The organism is Pararhizobium arenae, assembly GCF_001931685.1.
GTDB lineage: Bacteria > Pseudomonadota > Alphaproteobacteria > Rhizobiales > Rhizobiaceae > Pararhizobium > Pararhizobium arenae.
In genome coordinates, this window is record NZ_MOOY01000001.1 from 529,680 (window position 1) to 546,808 (window position 17,129).

Here is a 17,129-nt window from a genome sequence, read left to right on the forward strand (position 1 = left end):
CAAACTTGCTGTTTCCCTGGCGGGCTGCTTACGATAAGAGCAGTCAACAAAATTTAGCGAGAACCCAAGGCTGAAGCCGACATGACAGACACGTCCCCGTTTTACATCACCACCGCGATTTCCTACCCGAACGGCAAGCCGCATATCGGCCACGCCTACGAACTGATCGCGACAGATGCAATGGCGCGTTACCAGCGCCTGGACGGCCGCGACGTTTTTTTCCTGACGGGCACGGACGAACACGGCCAGAAGATGCAGCAGACCGCTCGCAAGGAAGGTATCTCGCCGCAGGAGCTGGCCGATCGCAACTCAGCCGAATTCCAGGCCATGGGCAAGCTCCTGAATTCGTCCAATGACGACTTCATCCGCACCACGGAGCCGCGTCACCACGAGGCCGTCAAGGTGATCTGGAACCGCATGGCGGACGCCGGCGATCTCTACAAGGACAGTTACTCCGGCTGGTACTCGGTGCGCGACGAAGCTTATTATCAGGAAGGCGAAACGGAGCTGCGCGCCGATGGCGTTCGCTACGGCCCGCAAGGCACGCCGGTTGAGTGGGTGGAAGAGGAAAGCTATTTCTTCAAACTCTCCGCTTATCAGGACAGGCTCCTGAAGCACTATGAGGAAAACCCGGATTTCATTGGCCCGGCAGAGCGCCGCAACGAGGTGATTTCCTTCGTGAAATCCGGCCTCCGGGATCTTTCCATGTCGCGCACGACGTTCGACTGGGGTATCCCCGTCCCGAACGATCCCGGCCATGTCATGTATGTCTGGGTCGATGCGCTGACCAACTACATCACCGCGACGGGTTATCTGACCGATCCCGAAGGTCCGCGTGCAAAATACTGGCCGGCAAACACGCACATGATCGGCAAGGACATCATCCGCTTCCACGCCGTCTATTGGCCGGCGTTCCTGATGTCGGCGGGCCTGCCGCTGCCCAAACGGGTCTATGCGCATGGCTTCCTGCTCAACAAGGGCGAGAAGATGTCGAAGTCGCTTGGCAACGTCGTCGATCCCGCCAATCTGGTCGAGCATTTCGGGCTTGATCCGATCCGCTATTTCTTCCTGCGCGAAGTCTCCTTCGGTCAGGACGGCAGCTACAGCGAGGAGGGGATCGCGACCCGTATCAACTCCGACCTCGCCAACGGCATCGGAAACCTTGCCAGTCGTTCGCTGTCGATGATCGTCAAGAATTGTGACGGCCAGATTCCGGTTTGCGGCGAGCTGACGGACGAGGACAAGGCGATGCTTGCCTCCGCCGATGCGCTGCTCGCTTCGACCCGCGCCGACATGAACGCGCTTGCCATTCACCGCGCCGTCACCGCGATAATTGCCGTCGTCTCGGAGGCGGATCGCTATTTCGCCGGCCAGGAGCCCTGGGCGCTGAAAAAGACCGATCCGGCCCGCATGGGCACAGTGCTCTATGTGACCGCCGATGTCGTGCGTCAGGTTGCGATCCTGTTACAGCCCTTCGTGCCGGACTCGGCAGCGAAACTGCTCGATCTCGTCGCGGTACCGGCAGATCAGCGCAGTTTCGCTTTCCTCGGCGAAACGGGCCGACTGGTTGCGGGCACGCCGCTCGAAGCTCCGAAGCCGGTCTTCCCGCGTTACGTGGCACCGGAAGCGTAAGATGCTGATCGACACCCACTGCCATCTGGATTTTCCGGATTTCGAACCGGAGCGCGATGCCGTGGTGGAACGTGCCATGGCGGCTGGCGTCAAACAGATGATCACGATCTCGACGCGTGTGAAGAAGTTCGACACGATCCTTGGCATCGCCGAAGGATATGACAATGTCTTCTGCTCGGTTGGAACCCATCCACACAACGCGGATGAGGAATTGGATGTCGAAACCGCCGATCTGGTGCGGCTTTCCGCCCACCCGAAGGTCGTTGCGATCGGTGAGGCCGGTCTCGATTATTTCTACGACAATGCACCACGCGATGCGCAGGCCATCGGCCTTCGCCGGCATATCGCAGCTGCACGGGAAACCGGGCTGCCGCTGGTCATCCACAGCCGTTCGGCCGACGAGGACATGGCTGCGATCCTGACGGAAGAAACAGGGAAGGGGGCCTTTCCTTTTCTTTTGCACTGCTTCTCTTCGGGTCCGGACCTAGCGCGGGTCGGTGTCGAACTTGGCGGTTATATCTCGTTTTCCGGCATCCTGACCTTCCCGAAATCGGAAGAGCTGCGTGAAATCGCCAAGACCGTTCCGCATGATCGCATGATCGTTGAGACGGATGCGCCTTATCTGGCGCCAAAGCCATTCCGCGGCAAGCGCAACGAACCGGCCTATGTGGCTCATACGGCCCAGGTTCTTGCCGAAACCATCGGTGTCAGCGAAGCTGAAATTACTGACATCACCACCGAAAACGCTTTCCGTGTGTTCTCCAAAATGCCGCGGGTTGCGTAATTGATGGCGGTGCGGCGAACTTTCACCATTCTCGGCTGCGGTTCGTCGCCCGGCGTGCCGCGCATCACCGGAGACTGGGGTGCCTGCGACCCGGAAAATCCCAAGAATAGGCGCACACGCGCGGCCTTGCTTGTCGAACAGATCGCGGAAGATGGCGGCAAAACCGTTGTCGTCATCGACACCGGCCCGGATTTCCGCCAGCAGATGATCGCAGCGCGTGTCGACCATCTTGATGCCGCGATCTACACCCATCCGCATGCCGACCACATCCACGGCATCGACGATCTGCGCGGCTACGTCATCAATTCTTCGCGGCGCATGCCGATCTGGGCCGATGGCTATACGATGGACCGGATCCGCGAAGGCTTTCGCTATTGCCTGGAAACGCCGGAAGGAAGCGGCTATCCGCCGATCGTCGAAGCCAATCTTTTTGACGAGGAACTGTCGCCAATCACGATCGATGGCGCCGGTGGCCCGATCCAGTTCATGCCGCTCAGGCAGCATCACGGCAGCATTACATCACTTGGCTTCCGCATCGGCGATTTTGCCTATTGTTGTGATGTCAGCGATTTCCCGTCTGAAACGGTCGAAAGACTGGCTGGTCTCGACGTCCTGGTGATCGACACGCTGCAGTATCGCTTCCATCCCAGCCATCTCTCGATGGAGCAATCGCTAGGCTGGATAGAGCGCATTGCACCGAAGCGCGCTGTGCTGACGCACATGCATGTGCCGCTGGACTACGACACCGTGATGCGCGAAACGCCTGAGCATATCGAGCCCGCCTATGACGGCATGCGTCTGGACGTGTTGCTGTAAGCGGCGTGGCCGCTCCAATCAGCTGAAATACGGTTTCAGATTGTCGCGAATACGCTCCAGAACCGTATTGCCGGCAAGATCCGGAACGAAGCCCTGTCCTGTGATCGTCTCGAAGGCTTCGATGTAAACCTTCGATGTCTGCTCTACCAGTTCGCGTGGAATTTCCGGGATCGGATCCTTGTACGGATCGCAGCGTTCGGTAACCCAGGCGCGCACAAAATCCTTGTCGAAGCTTTTCGGCCTTTCACCGGTGGCAAAGCTCTGTTCGTAGCTGTCGGCAATCCAGTAACGACTGCTGTCCGGCGTATGGATTTCGTCAGCGAGAACGATACGGCCATCCTTGTCCGTGCCGAATTCGTATTTGGTGTCGACGAGGATCAAGCCACGTTCGGCGGCCCGCTGCTGGCCGCGTTCGAACAAGGCGAGCGCATAGCGCGACACCGTTTCCCATTGCTCTGGCGTCAACAGCTTCTGGGCCAGAATGTCCTCGGCCGAGAGCGGTTCGTCATGGCCGCCGTCGAAGGCTTTGCTGGTCGGCGTGATGATGGCTTGCGGCAGCTTTTCGTTGTCCCTCATGCCGTCCGGCAGCGTAATGCCATACATGGCGCGCTCCCCATTGCGGTATTTGGTCAGGATCGACGTGCTGGTTGTGCCGGCAAGGTAACCGCGCACAACGATCTCGACCGGCAGGATATCGAGCCGCGTTCCGATCACGACGTTGGGGTCAGGATAGCTGATGACATGGTTCGGGCAGATGTCGGCGGTCTGCTCAAACCAGTAGCGTGCCGTCTGGGTCAGAACCTGACCCTTGAACGGAATGGCCGTCAGGATAACATCGAAGGCGCTCAACCGATCCGTCGCGATGATGATGCGGCTGCCGTCGGACAGATCGTAGTTTTCACGGACCTTGCCGTTATAGCGTCCCGGAAGTTCGGGGATGAAGGCATCGGAAAGAATGCGCAGATCGCTCATCGGCTTTTCGTCTTTCGCTGACGGTTGGTATAGCATCGCTTAAGCCGCAGCGGCATTGCAGGTCAAGCGAGGAACGAAGTCATTGGCAACTGAGTGGAATTCAGCAAGAGGAATTAGTTCCATAATCTATCTTATGTGATATAGATTCATCAGCAGGTGGGTTCAAGGATGAAGTGCGACTTGCGAATGATACCAATGGGTTGTCACTCGCAAGGAAGCTGCAATGAAACGTACCTTTTCGCATATCGACATGGATGAACGGCGCAAGATCGCCCGCTGGCGTATGGCGGGCCTGACTGTTGGCATCATCGCCGAGAAGCTTGGGCGTCATCGCTCGACGATTTTCCGGGAGATCAAGCGCAACATGTTCATCGACGAGGTCATCCCGGATCTCAACGGCTATTACTGCGTAACGGCGCATGACATGGCCCGCGAACGACGCGCCAAGCTGAGGAAGCTGGCGCGGTTCTCGCGCGTCCGTCAGTCGGTGATTGATCGGATCAAGCACGGTTGGTCGCCGCAGCAGATCGCAGGAAGGATGCGTTTGGAGCGGCATCCGATATCGGTCAGTCACGAAACGATCTATAAGTTCGCGTATTCGCCCGACGGCCAAGCGATCAAGCTATGGCGGCACCTCCCGGAGCATCGGGCTCGGCGGCGACCTCGACATGCAAGACGCAAGCATGGCCAACGGTTTAACCCGGAACTCAACATTCTACGCCGCCCCGATACTGTCGCTGAACGAAAGCAGTTCGGGCACTGGGAATGCGATCTCATTCAGTTCCGCAAGAAGTTCGGAAAAGCCAATGTGACGTCGCTCGTCGAACGCGTGAGCCGCTTTGCCATCTTCCTTCGCAACAATGACCGGCAATCCAGACCCGTCATGGATGGCCTTGTCCAGGCCCTGCAAGCCCTGCCCCATCTTGCGCGTCGCTCCATCACCTTCGATCGCGGCACGGAGTTCACCGACTGGCCTTATCTGCAAGCCAGCATCGGCACCCAGACCTGGTTCTGTGACCCGCAGTCGCCGTGGCAAAAAGGAACCGTCGAAAACACCAACGGCAGAGTGCGGAAATGGCTTTCGAGAGAGGTCGACCCTTTATCCATCACTGATGCCGATCTCATTGAGATCTGCAACCGGCTAAACGCAACGCCGCGCAAATGCCTTGGCTATCGAACGCCGGCAGAGGTCTTTCGAAAGAAACTGCTCGCCCAGATGCGGCATACCGGTTAGCTTCAAGCGTCCCGCAAGTCGCGGTTCAGCATGAATCCACAGCAGGGCAGATTCTATTTACATGGCTCCTACTCCTCGGTTCGTCCATTGTCGCTGCGGTCCTGCTCGTATCGCTTTGCCAGCGGAAATGGCGGAAGCCAGCTTTCGCGTCTTATGGTCCATAGTTCGTAGGTCGGCTTAAACTGGTCGGTGAGATCGAGGCATCCCAGGTTCACCTCAAGTTCGTCCGCAGTGCGAGAAAAAACGGATGAGCCGCAACGTGGACAGAAATGTCGACCGTTGTAATCGTGCGTCTCACCTTCAATTTCCACCGCATTCTCCGGGAAGATCGCAGATGCGTGAAAAAGCGCGCCGTGATGTTTCCGGCAATCGAGACAATGACAGATTCCCACACGATATGGCTGTCCCGACGCAACAAACCGGACGTCCCCACAAAGGCAACCGCCAGTGAAACTGTCCATGTTTGTCGTCCTTCTCCCAGTTGACCTCGGTCACGTTTTATTGCGAACGAGGTCAACCGTCCATTCCTGAAGCGGCACCACGGCAATCGGTCGAAATCGCTGTTTAAACTTTGACTAAAATGCACGCATCAAAATTGACCAGGCTGCAAATGGCGTCGTGCGACCATGGTCCTTCGTATCTTATGGAGGCCCCTCGGGTATCGAACCATGACGCAGGTCGTCACCATGTCCGCGGTGACAGCGGCTTACGCGGCGGAAGCCGTTAAGCCGTCTGCGCGCGTGCGTGCCGATGGCGCAGCCGAACAGGCCATGGATATCCTGGCGACGGAACATCGGCAGGAACTCGAGACCGTGCATACGGCACTCGCCGCGCTGCGCAGCCCGACATCCGCCTCCCTGATGCTGCTCAGCGGTCGCGAACGCCTGCCGCAGCGCAACTACAATGATGCCGTGCGGTCCTACCGCGAGTTCCTTGAAGACGATCCGTCGGTTGACCCCGAAGAACAGCGAGACGACTGAACTGCGTTGAGTGCACCGTATGCGTGTCTTGTTTGGACTGCCGGTTCCGACCCCTCACCCGCTTCACTCGGAATATTCATCTCTGCCAGCCACTTGTCATAGTACGCTATTCCTGCACCGCCGGCGCATTGAATGTGAAGCGACAGAAATCTGTTCGAGCGCGACATTTTACGCTTGCCAAGCATCGGCCATCGCCGTTATCTGAAAACGATCTTGTTGGGAGAATCCGGTCTATGCCGGTGCCGAAGGAGCAACCGCCCCGGAAACTCTCAGGCCAAAGGACCAGCAAGGTGCCGATAGGACTCTGGAGAGAAGCGCTTGCGCTCGCCGAAGGGATAACAATCTCAGGCAACGGGACAGAGGGGGCTCTATGAACGGCGCCATAAGTGTGCCGATGAGTTGGAGCCGGCGCATTGCGCCAGACCTGGAGGCCGGATTTGGACGATCATTCCCCCCTGAAACAGACACCGCTGTACGCCCTGCATCTGCAGCTTGGTGCCCGCATGGTACCCTTTGCCGGCTATGACATGCCCGTGCAATATCCGGCCGGTGTTTTGAAGGAACATCTGCACACCCGCGCCGCCGCCGGCCTGTTTGACGTATCGCACATGGGCCAGATCCGGCTGACGGCGAAGTCCGGTCGGATCGAGGACGCGGCGCTCGCGCTCGAAAAGCTCGTTCCCGTCGATATTCTCGGCCTTGGCGAAGGTCGCCAGCGTTACGCGCTCTTTACCAATGCCGACGGCGGCATTCTCGATGATCTGATGGTGGCGAACCGTGGCGATCATCTGTTCCTGGTGGTCAATGCCGCCTGCAAGGATGCCGATTTCGCGCATTTGCAGGCGCATCTCGGCGATAGCTGCGATCTGGAAATGCTCGAGGATCGAGCCCTAATCGCACTGCAGGGCCCCCATGCCGTCACCGTTCTGGCGGAACTCTGGGCGGATATCGCCACGATGCGCTTCATGGATGTGGCCGAGGCCGAACTGCATGACGTGCCCTGCATCATCTCCCGTTCCGGCTACACCGGCGAAGACGGATTTGAAATCTCCATTCCGGCGGTCTCCGCTGAAGATGTTGCCCGCCGTATTCTCCAGCATCCCGATGTCCTGCCGATCGGCCTTGGCGCCCGCGATTCTCTGCGCCTCGAAGCGGGCCTGTGTCTTTACGGCAATGATATCGACACCGGCACGACACCGGTGGAAGCCGGTCTCGAATGGGCCTTGCAGAAAGCCCGTCGCATCGGTGGCAGCCGCGAAGGCGGTTATCCCGGCGCGGATGTCATCCTTCGCCAGCTATCGAGCGGCGCAAGCCGACGTCGCGTTGGCCTGAAACCTGAGGGCAAAGCACCCGTTCGCCGTGGTGCTTTACTTTTTGCCGATGCCGAAGGCCAGAAGCAGGTGGGTAACGTTACGTCGGGCGGCTTCGGCCCCAGCGCGGAATCGCCGGTCGCCATGGGCTATGTCCCGACCGACCTCGCCTCCCCCGGCACCATTCTTTTTGCGGAAGTTCGCGGCAAATACCTGCCCGTGACCGTCTCTGCCCTTCCCTTTGTCACCCCAAGCTACAAGCGCTGATCAGGAGCTGAACCCGATGCTGAAATTTACCGATGAACATGAATGGCTGAAGATCGAGGGTGACGTTGCGACCGTCGGCATCACCGCCTACGCGGTGGAACAGCTGGGCGACCTGGTTTTCGTAGAGCTTCCCGAGGCAGGTTCCGCCTTTGCCAAGGGCGACACCGCTTCGACCGTCGAATCCGTCAAGGCAGCCTCCGACGTCTATTGTCCGCTTGATGGCGAGATCGTCGAAAGCAACCAGGCCATCGTCGACGACCCGTCGCTGGTCAACAGCGACCCTCAAGGGTCCGGCTGGTTCTTCAAGCTGAAACTCTCCGATCCTTCGGCCGTGAATGCGCTGCTCGATGAAGCCGCCTACAAGGAGCTTATCGCCTGATGAGCATGCCCACCGATTTCACCTTTACCGACTATAAGCCTTATGACTTCGCCAACCGGCGTCACATCGGCCCCTCGCCCGACGAGATGGCCGAGATGCTCAAGGTCATCGGCTATCCGAGCCTCGATGCGCTGATCGACGACACCGTTCCGCCGTCGATCCGCCAGAAGAGCCCGCTCGAATGGGGCGCGCCGATGACCGAGCGCGAAGCGCTTGACAAGATGCGCGAGACCGCCAACCACAACAAGAAGCTCGTTTCGCTGATCGGCCAGGGCTACTACGGTACGATCACGCCGCCGGTCATCCAGCGCAATATTCTGGAAAACCCGGCCTGGTACACGGCCTATACGCCCTACCAGCCGGAAATCAGCCAGGGTCGCCTCGAAGCGCTCTTGAACTACCAGACCATGGTATGCGACCTGACCGGCCTCGATGTCGCCAACGCCTCGCTGCTCGATGAGGCGACCGCCGCCGCCGAAGCCATGGCCATGGCCGAGCGCGTCTCGAAGTCGAAGAAAAAGACCTTCTTTGTCGATGAAAACTGCCACCCGCAGACCATCGCGCTGCTGAAAACCCGCGCCGAGCCGCTCGGCTGGTCGGTCCTCGTCGGCGATCCCGACACGGATCTGGTCGCCGCCGATGTTTTTGGCGGGATCTTCCAGTATCCGGGCACTTTTGGTCACGTTCGCGATTTCTCGAACCTGATCGCCCGTCTGCACCAGACTGGCGCCATCGCCGTGATCGCGGCCGACCCGCTGTCGCTGGCGCTTCTGAAGTCGCCGGGCGAAATGGGCGCCGATATCGCCATCGGTTGTACCCAGCGCTTCGGCGTTCCGGTCGGCTACGGTGGTCCGCATGCCGCCTACATGGCCGTCAAGGATGCCTACAAGCGCTCCATGCCGGGCCGTCTTGTCGGTGTTTCCGTCGATGCTCGCGGCAACCGCGCCTATCGCCTGTCGCTTCAGACCCGCGAACAGCACATCCGCCGCGAAAAGGCGACGTCGAACATCTGCACCGCGCAGGTGCTGCTCGCCGTCATGGCCTCGATGTATGCCGTTTTCCATGGTCCGAAAGGCATCAAGGCGATTGCCCAGAGCGTGCACCAGAAGACCGTGCGCCTCGCCATGGGCCTTGAAAAGCTCGGCTATACCGTAGAGCCGGAGGTGTTCTTCGACACGATTACCGTCGATGTCGGCAAGCTGCAGGGCATCATCCTGAAGACCGCGGTCGCCGAGGAAGTGAACCTGCGCAAGATCGGCGACACCAAGATCGGCATTAGCCTTGACGAGCGTTCGCGCCCGGTGACGCTGGAAGCCGTCTGGCGTGCCTTCGGTGGCGACTTCAAGGTCGAGGAATTCGATCCTGATTATCGCCTGCCGGAAGCCCTGCTGCGCACCAGTGAATACCTGACCCATCCGATCTTTCACATGAACCGCGCGGAAAGCGAAATGACCCGCTATATCCGCCGCCTCGCCGACCGCGACCTCGCGCTCGACCGGTCTATGATCCCTCTCGGCTCCTGCACGATGAAGCTGAACGCAACGGCTGAAATGCTGCCGATCACCTGGCCGGAATTTTCGGAAATCCACCCCTTCGTGCCGGCAGATCAGGCAGAAGGCTATCGCACCATGATCGATGACTTCTCGCAGAAGCTCTGCGTGATCACCGGTTACGATGCGATCTCGATGCAGCCGAACTCGGGGGCTCAAGGGGAATATGCCGGTCTGCTCACGATCCGCGCCTATCACCTCGCACAGGGCGACGACCATCGTGACGTCTGCCTGATCCCGACCTCCGCCCACGGCACCAACCCGGCCTCCGCCCAGATGGCCGGCATGAAGGTCGTGGTCGTCAAGGTCTCGGACAATGGCGACATCGATATGGACGATTTCCGCGCCAAAGCCGAGCAGTATGGGGCCAATCTCTCCTGCTGCATGATCACCTACCCCTCGACCCACGGCGTCTTCGAAGAAAACGTCCGCGAAGTCTGCGAGATCACCCACAAGCATGGTGGTCAGGTCTATATGGACGGCGCCAACATGAACGCCATGGTCGGCCTTGCCCGCCCCGGCGATATCGGCGGCGACGTTAGCCACCTCAACCTGCATAAGACCTTCTGCATTCCGCATGGCGGCGGCGGTCCCGGCATGGGACCAATCGGCGTCAAGGCGCATCTTGCTCCCTATCTCCCGAGCCACCCGGAAATTCCGGGCCTCGGCGGCACGGGTGCGGTGTCGGCGGCTCCCTTCGGCTCAGCCTCGATCCTGCCGATCTCCTGGAGCTACTGCCTGATGATGGGGGGCGAAGGCCTCACCCAGGCGACCAAGGTGGCGATCCTCAACGCCAACTACATTGCCGCCCGCCTGAAGGGCGCCTATGACGTGCTTTACAAGTCGGCCAAGGGTCGCGTTGCGCACGAGTGCATCATCGACACCCGTCCGCTGGTCGAAAGCGCCGGTGTGACCGTCGATGACGTTGCCAAGCGCCTGATCGACTGCGGCTTCCACGCCCCGACCATGAGCTGGCCGGTTGCCGGCACGCTGATGATCGAGCCGACGGAATCGGAGACCAAGGCGGAACTCGACCGCTTCTGCGATGCCATGCTCGCCATCCGCCAGGAAGCCCGCGACATCGAGGAAGGCCGCATGGACCGGACGAACAATCCGCTCAAGAACGCACCGCATACGGTCGAAGATCTCGTTGGTGAATGGGATCGCCCTTACACTCGCGAACAGGCCTGCTTCCCGCCGGGCGCCTTCCGGGTCGACAAATACTGGTCGTCGGTCAACCGTGTCGACAACGTCTATGGTGACCGCAATCTCGTCTGCACCTGCCCTCCTCTGGAGGAATATGCCGAGGCGGCCGAGTAATTCAGAAAGCCCCATGGCGCGCGAAGCTCGCGCGCCATGGGGCGCCCTTGTCGTAGACGGCACAAGCCTGTTAATGCGGCAACGTCGTGTGCGGATGCACGGCCACCTCCAGCCAGAATCGCGAAAAGCCTTCGGCAAACTCCCGGTAGCCGCTGATGGAGGATGGCTTGATCGTGTAGGCGTTCGCTCCGTAGGCATAGGAACGGTAGACGTCGCGCGGGTTCATCGACGAGGTCAGCATGATAACCGGCAAAACGGCGGTCTTTTCATTGCTGCGGATCTGCTTGAGCAATTCCATGCCATCCGTGCCGGGAATGTTGATGTCCATCAGCACATAATCGAACTGGCCGGCATGCAGCGAAATGGGTGCGTGGTCGGCATCTACAACATGAATGATCTCGATATTGCCGCCGATGGCGGAAAAAGCTCGAATTACAAAACGCGCATCCACCATATCGTCTTCGACGACAAGCAGTCTTTTTACGGCGGTGGCCACGTTTTCTAATCTTCCGCTTTTGGTGCTTCTGGAAGCGTCACGATGAAACGTGCACCGCCTTGGAAGGTCGTGTCAAGTTCGATGGAACCATTGTGGCTTTCGGCGATACGCTTTGCCAGCGAAAGGCCGATCCCGGTGCCCGGGTATCGCGATTCATCCCGGTGCAGCCTTTGAAAGACATCAAAGATTTTCTTCGCATAGCGAGGATCGACGCCTATTCCATTATCCTCGACATAGAGCCGCGCCACGCCGTTTTCCGCATCACCATAAACTTTTATGACCGGCACCACGTCATCGCGGCGGTATTTTACGGCATTGCCAATCAGATTCTGCAACAGGCGTTTCAAGAGTTCGCCGTCGCCGCGCACTCTGGGCAGGGGGCCAAGCTCCATGATGGCCCCCGCTTCATGGATGAAACTGTCGAGATTCGACACCGTATCGGCGATAACATCGCTCAGGCTTACATGCTGCCAGTTGTCGATCTGATCGACGATCTGGGCATATTCCAGAAGGCTGTCGATCAACTGATCCATACGGCGGGCACTCTGCCGCAAATGCTGCGTATAGACGGGCAATTCATCGAGATGCCCCGAAGCGACATCTTCGGAAATCATATCCGAGAACATGGAAAGATGCCGCAGCGGCGCCTTGAGGTCATGGGAGACGGTGGCCGTGAACTGGTTCAGCGCGTCGTTCTTGCGCTGCAGTTCGGCAGCTTGTTCGGAAAGCCTGTCCTGCTGGTCCTTAAGTTCCGTTACGTCCCGCCCCACCGTTACCAGTTCAACGGGTTTGCCCGAAACGAAGGTCGCAACGCCCGTCCAAAGAACCCAGCTGTCCCGCCCGTCAGCACCGGTGTAGCGGTATTCCTTCGAGCGCACCGGCTGATCCGGCGTGAAGCGATCAAACGCTTCCGTCACCATGTTCAATTGCTCGGCCGGCCACAGGTCCCGGCCGTTTTTTCCTGCGATCTCCTCGCCGGTCATGTTGTAGCGGGCGGCGTAGTGATTGTTGGCGAACAGGATGTTCAGCTTGTCGTCGACGCGCAGGACCATTTCCGGCAACACCTGCAAAAGCGAAAAATACTCGCGTCGCTTGGCTTCCAGCGCCAGTTCCGCTTGTTTGATATCCGTTACGTCGATCCGTAAACTGACGATGTGACCGTGCGGGGTCGAAAGGCTTTCCGAGCGGATCCAGCGATCGTCGCCATGGCGGAAAATGACCGGGCTGGAAGGCCCAGAATTGTCGGCTCGCCGTTGTTTCAGCCATTCTTGTGCCCCCGGGCTACCGGGCGGAACATCGAGATAGTTCCCAACCGCCATGTTCGCCTGCAGGATATCGTCCAGCGTAGCGCCAACAGCCACACTGTAGGCAGCTTTGCCGCACATGTTGCGATAGGCCTGATTGAACAGAAGGACTTTCAGGTTTTCGTCGAAGATCGCAAACCCGACGGGGACGGCATCCAGCGCCGCATCCGTGGCCTGCTTGAGCGCGCGCCTATATTCGTCGCGGGCCACCTGTTCGGTGACGTCGCGAACGACGCCGATATATCCTTGCAAGGCCCCTTCCGCATCCAAGACCCTGCTGCCGGTGAGCTGCCCGAGGAACTCGCTGGCATCTTTGCGACGGTAGCGAAACACCAGCTGATCGAAGGTTTTTGGGGACTGCGAAAGAAAGCCCTGGTCTTTCGCGATGTTGAACTCGCCCTCGTCTGCATGCAGCATGGCGACATACCGGCCGACGAGTTCTTCATCCTTGTAGCCAAAAATCGCTTTTCCGGCTGCGTTCAGGGACAGAATCATTCCCTTATCGTCGGCAAAGATGACGCACTCCGGGAAGGTCTCGAAGAGTGCGTTCTCGAAATTTTCTTTGGCAAACGGCATGGTATGAACCCAGCGCGACGATGGAGAGGCGCATCATACACATCAATACCAAAATGCAATACGGAGCCAGCCGACGCCTTTGTTGCGGGCCGGAAAATCTGGATTCAGACCGCGCGGACCGTCGCACCGCCCGCCGCAGCAAGCGCCGCAAGATCGGCGGGTTTCAGTTCCACGGATTCACCACAGCCGCACGCGGACGTCTGGTTCGGGTTGATGAACGTAAAGCCGGAGCGAAGCTTGGTCACTTCGAAATCCATGCGGGTGCCCAGAAGATAAAGCACCGCCTCCGGCGCAATCCAGACGCGCGCGCCACCAAGCTCTATCAAATCGTCCTTAGGGTTCGGTTCGGTTACAAGATCGACGGCATATTCCATGCCGGCGCAACCGCCTTTCTTGACGGAAACGCGGATACCCTTGGCGTCGTCGCCGGCATTCTCGACGATTTCGTTCACTCGGACCGCTGCCGCTTCGGTCAAGCTCATCACTGCAAAGCCCATGGGACCACTCTCCTTGCACAACCGGGTTCAAGGCCCGGTGCTTCCAGAATCAAATGTAATGCGCCGATCTTAACGGATCAACTCAGTACCAGCCGACCGCGACCTGCGCCTCTTCCGACATACGGTCCGGCGTCCATGGCGGATCGAAGGTCATGGTGACCTCGACCCCGGACACGCCTTCCACGGCGCCGACGGCATTTTCCACCCAGCCCGGCATTTCGCCGGCAACCGGGCAACCGGGTGCTGTCAGCGTCATGACGATTTTCACCATGCGGTCATCTTCGATGTCGATCTTGTAGATCAGGCCGAGCTCGAAGATGTCGGCCGGGATTTCCGGGTCGTAGACAGTCTTCAGTGCCGAGATGATGTCGTCGCTGAGGCGCGCCAGTTCATCGGTGGGAATGGCGGAATGCACGATGCCTTCGCGCACGTCGATCTTGTCTTCGGTCGTATCAAGGCTCATCGTAGTCTTCCTTACCCAAAGAATTTCCGGGCCTGGTCGAGCGCTTCGACCAGAACGTCCACTTCGGCCCGGGTATTGTAGAGGCCAAAGGATGCACGGCATGTGGAGGTCACGCCGAAGCGTTTCAAGAGCGGCATGGCGCAATGGGTGCCGGCGCGTACCGCCACCCCTGCCCGGTCGATCACCATCGACACATCATGGGCGTGGATGCCTTCGAGTTCAAAGGAGAAAATACCGCCCTTGCCGGGCGCATTGCCGATGACGCGCAACGAGTTGATTGTGGACAGCCGCTCATAGGCATAGGCAGCAAGATCAGCTTCGTGAGCCGCAATCGCGGCGCGGCCAATCTTTTCCATGTAGTCCAGCGCGTAGCCGAGGCCGATCGCCTGAACGATCGGCGGTGTGCCGGCTTCGAAGCGGTGTGGTGGATCGTTGTAGGTGACCACATCCTCGGTCACCTCAAGGATCATTTCGCCACCGCCCATGAAGGGCCGCATTTCCTTCAGACGATCGGCCTTGCCGTAGAGGACGCCGATACCGGACGGGCCGTAGAGCTTGTGGCCTGTCATCACATACCAGTCGCAATCGATATCCTGTACATCCACCGGCATATGGACGGCGCCCTGGCTACCATCGACCAGCACCGGAATGCCACGCTCATGGGCGATACGGCAGATTTCCTTGACGGGAACGACAGTACCCAGCGCATTCGACATATGCGTGATCGCGACGAGCTTGGTCTTGTCGGTCAGGCATTTGACGAAATCGTCGATATGGAACGCGCCCTCGTCATCGACCGGCGCCCAGACGATCTTCGCGCCCTGCCGTTCGCGGATGAAATGCCAGGGCACGATGTTGGAATGATGCTCCATGATCGAGATGACGATCTCATCGCCCTCCCCGATCTTCGGCATGCCGTAGCCGTAAGCGACCGTGTTGATCGCTTCCGTCGAGGATTTCGTGAAGATGATGTTGTCGACAGAAGGCGCATTAAGGAAGCGGCGCACCTTTTCGCGCGCGGCTTCATAGGCATCCGTCGCGGCATTCGACAGGAAATGCAGGCCGCGATGGACGTTGGCATATTCATTGGAATAGGCATGGGACACGGCATCGATGACCACCTGCGGCTTCTGGGCCGAGGCGCCATTGTCGAGATAGACGAGCGGTTTGCCATAGACCTGACGCGACAGGATTGGGAAATCCTTGCGGATCGCGTCAACGTCGTAGGCGGGCACCGGTACCGTGTGTTCCATGTCGAATGTCCAATCAGGCGTGCTTGTCGAGCCAGGCGGCGATGATCGTTTCCAGATGCTCGATCAGCGCCTCGTCCTCCAGTTCCTCGACGATTTCATCGACGAAGGCATTCACCAGCATGCCGCGAGCCTTGCCTTCCGGAATGCCGCGCGCCTGCAGGTAATAGAGGTGCGTGGGGTTGAGATCGATTACCGTCGCGCCATGGCCGCACTGTACGTCATCGGCAAAGATTTCCAGTTCCGGCTTGGCCGAAAAATCGGCGTCGTCGGAGAGCAGCAGCGTGTTGCAGGCCATGCGCGCATCGGTCTTCTGCGCATCCGGGGCAACCCGGATTTGACCTTGGAACACACCTTTGGCGCGATCGAACAGCACGTTGCGGATGACTTCGATCGACGTCGTGTTCGGCACGTCATGGCCGAGCGTGAAGGTCACGTCCGTATGGCTGTCGCCACCGAGCAGGTTGATCCCCCGCATCTGGAAGTCGGAGTCCTCGCCCGTCGTCACGCCATGCACCTCCTGGCGCACCAGCTTGCCGCCGGCATTGATGACGAATAGCTTCAGCTTGGCATCCGCGCCCAAGTCGAAGTTGATCTGGCCGAGATGATTGTCGGACGCGCCCTGCTGCTGCAGGATGATCCAGGTGATATCGGCGCCATCATCGACGATGAGATCACTGACGATGCTGACGAGGCTCGGCGCATCGTTGGTCGACAGATGACGCTCGATCACCACCGCCTTCGAATTCGCCCCGAAGGTCACCGGCAGGCGGCTGTGGCTCTGGCCGGCACTCTGCACGAGTTGCAGTTCTAAAGGACGCGCAAGCTCCGTGTCCTCGGGGATTTCGATTTCGAAACCGTCTCGGACAAAGGCGCCGTTGATACGGCCGATGGCATCGTCAGAGCCACGTTCGACGAGATCGGCAGCTGCCACGCCATCCACCAAGCTGTCGCCGTAGCGGCGAACATGGATGCCATCCGGAACGCCGGAGACCGAGGCCTTGCCGTTGATGATGCGAAGCACCGTCGAATCTTCGACCAGCGGATCGACGCCCTCGGCAAAGGCTGTCGAATCGAAGGCCGGAACGCTGCGCAGCAGAGCGCGCAGGTCGGTATAGTGCCAGCTTTCGATGCGACGTGTTGGCAGCCCTTCCGTCTTCAGCGCGTTCAGCAAAGCGTCGCGCGCCGAAAGCACGGCGCCATCGCCTGGAAGGTCGCCGAGCTGGGTGGTATAGGCATCGACGAGAGCCGTCTCGGCAGTCGTCATCGTGATTGCCGTCTGGATGTTCATGAAAAACC

16 protein-coding genes and 1 riboswitch are annotated in these 17,129 nt (G+C 59.3%); of the genes, 8 read left to right on the forward strand and 8 right to left on the reverse strand.

The features are described 5' to 3' along the window. Nucleotides 1-81: 81 nt before the first annotated feature. From metG to BLX89_RS02660, 3 genes are read left to right on the forward strand one after another with little or no spacing between them, the layout of a single operon-like run. Entirely contained in the window at nucleotides 82-1,632 is a 1,551-nt protein-coding gene (gene metG, locus BLX89_RS02650; protein WP_075289064.1) for a methionine--tRNA ligase, read from the forward strand. 1 nt (nucleotide 1,633) lies between these two features. Further along, the gene (locus BLX89_RS02655; RefSeq protein ID WP_075289065.1) at nucleotides 1,634-2,416 is read left to right on the forward strand and encodes a TatD family hydrolase; all 783 of its coding nucleotides are present in this window, start codon (nucleotides 1,634-1,636) and stop codon (nucleotides 2,414-2,416) included. 3 nt (nucleotides 2,417-2,419) lie between these two features. Beyond that, entirely contained in the window at nucleotides 2,420-3,232 is an 813-nt protein-coding gene (locus tag BLX89_RS02660; protein WP_075289066.1) for an MBL fold metallo-hydrolase, read from the forward strand. An 18-nt stretch (nucleotides 3,233-3,250) separates the two neighbouring features. On the opposite strand, the gene BLX89_RS02665 is transcribed toward BLX89_RS02660, so the two are convergent. Beyond that, entirely contained in the window at nucleotides 3,251-4,195 is a 945-nt protein-coding gene (locus BLX89_RS02665; RefSeq protein WP_075289253.1) for a phosphoribosylaminoimidazolesuccinocarboxamide synthase, read from the reverse strand. Between the two features lie 232 nt (nucleotides 4,196-4,427). Between BLX89_RS02665 and BLX89_RS02670 the strand changes: the two genes are divergently transcribed. Then, nucleotides 4,428-5,438, forward strand: a complete 1,011-nt coding sequence (locus tag BLX89_RS02670) for an IS30 family transposase (RefSeq protein ID WP_075289067.1) — start codon at nucleotides 4,428-4,430, stop codon at nucleotides 5,436-5,438. 68 nt (nucleotides 5,439-5,506) lie between these two features. On the opposite strand, the gene BLX89_RS02675 is transcribed toward BLX89_RS02670, so the two are convergent. Next, a complete protein-coding gene (locus BLX89_RS02675) occupies nucleotides 5,507-5,899 on the reverse strand; it encodes a GFA family protein (protein ID WP_075289068.1) in 393 nt (130 codons plus the stop codon). Between the two features lie 207 nt (nucleotides 5,900-6,106). On the opposite strand from BLX89_RS02675, the gene BLX89_RS02680 reads away from it, so the two are divergent. From BLX89_RS02680 to gcvP, 4 genes are all read left to right on the forward strand, one after another. Further along, entirely contained in the window at nucleotides 6,107-6,418 is a 312-nt protein-coding gene (locus BLX89_RS02680) for a hypothetical protein (protein ID WP_075289069.1), read from the forward strand. Between the two features lie 207 nt (nucleotides 6,419-6,625). Further along, a riboswitch (glycine riboswitch) is annotated at nucleotides 6,626-6,713 on the forward strand. Between the two features lie 142 nt (nucleotides 6,714-6,855). Continuing rightward, nucleotides 6,856-7,995 (forward strand): glycine cleavage system aminomethyltransferase GcvT, encoded by a 1,140-nt coding sequence (gene gcvT / locus BLX89_RS02685; protein WP_075289070.1) that lies wholly within the window; start codon nucleotides 6,856-6,858, stop codon nucleotides 7,993-7,995. 16 nt (nucleotides 7,996-8,011) lie between these two features. Beyond that, complete coding sequence (gene gcvH, locus BLX89_RS02690; protein ID WP_075289071.1) at nucleotides 8,012-8,374, forward strand: glycine cleavage system protein GcvH; 363 nt, start codon at nucleotides 8,012-8,014, stop codon at nucleotides 8,372-8,374. Then, the gene (gcvP, locus tag BLX89_RS02695; protein ID WP_075289072.1) at nucleotides 8,374-11,244 is read left to right on the forward strand and encodes an aminomethyl-transferring glycine dehydrogenase; all 2,871 of its coding nucleotides are present in this window, start codon (nucleotides 8,374-8,376) and stop codon (nucleotides 11,242-11,244) included. Before gcvH ends, gcvP begins: the two co-directional genes overlap by 1 nt. Before the next feature lie 70 nt (nucleotides 11,245-11,314). Here gcvP and BLX89_RS02700 read toward each other — a convergent pair whose 3' ends face one another. The 6 genes from BLX89_RS02700 to sufD form a co-directional block, all read right to left on the reverse strand. Then, nucleotides 11,315-11,740 (reverse strand): response regulator, encoded by a 426-nt coding sequence (locus tag BLX89_RS02700; protein WP_083637303.1) that lies wholly within the window; start codon nucleotides 11,738-11,740, stop codon nucleotides 11,315-11,317. A 5-nt stretch (nucleotides 11,741-11,745) separates the two neighbouring features. After that, nucleotides 11,746-13,620, reverse strand: a complete 1,875-nt coding sequence (locus tag BLX89_RS02705; protein ID WP_075289073.1) for a PAS domain-containing sensor histidine kinase — start codon at nucleotides 13,618-13,620, stop codon at nucleotides 11,746-11,748. 104 nt (nucleotides 13,621-13,724) lie between these two features. Next, a complete protein-coding gene (gene sufA, locus BLX89_RS02710) occupies nucleotides 13,725-14,117 on the reverse strand; it encodes a Fe-S cluster assembly scaffold SufA (protein ID WP_075289074.1) in 393 nt (130 codons plus the stop codon). Nucleotides 14,118-14,199: 82 nt separating this feature from the next. Beyond that, nucleotides 14,200-14,580, reverse strand: coding sequence for an SUF system Fe-S cluster assembly protein (locus BLX89_RS02715; RefSeq protein ID WP_075289075.1), 381 nt, complete (start codon nucleotides 14,578-14,580; stop codon nucleotides 14,200-14,202). Between the two features lie 11 nt (nucleotides 14,581-14,591). Continuing rightward, nucleotides 14,592-15,833 (reverse strand): cysteine desulfurase, encoded by a 1,242-nt coding sequence (locus tag BLX89_RS02720; RefSeq protein ID WP_075289076.1) that lies wholly within the window; start codon nucleotides 15,831-15,833, stop codon nucleotides 14,592-14,594. Between the two features lie 13 nt (nucleotides 15,834-15,846). Further along, complete coding sequence (gene sufD, locus BLX89_RS02725) at nucleotides 15,847-17,121, reverse strand: Fe-S cluster assembly protein SufD (protein WP_075289077.1); 1,275 nt, start codon at nucleotides 17,119-17,121, stop codon at nucleotides 15,847-15,849. Nucleotides 17,122-17,129 lie beyond the last annotated feature (8 nt).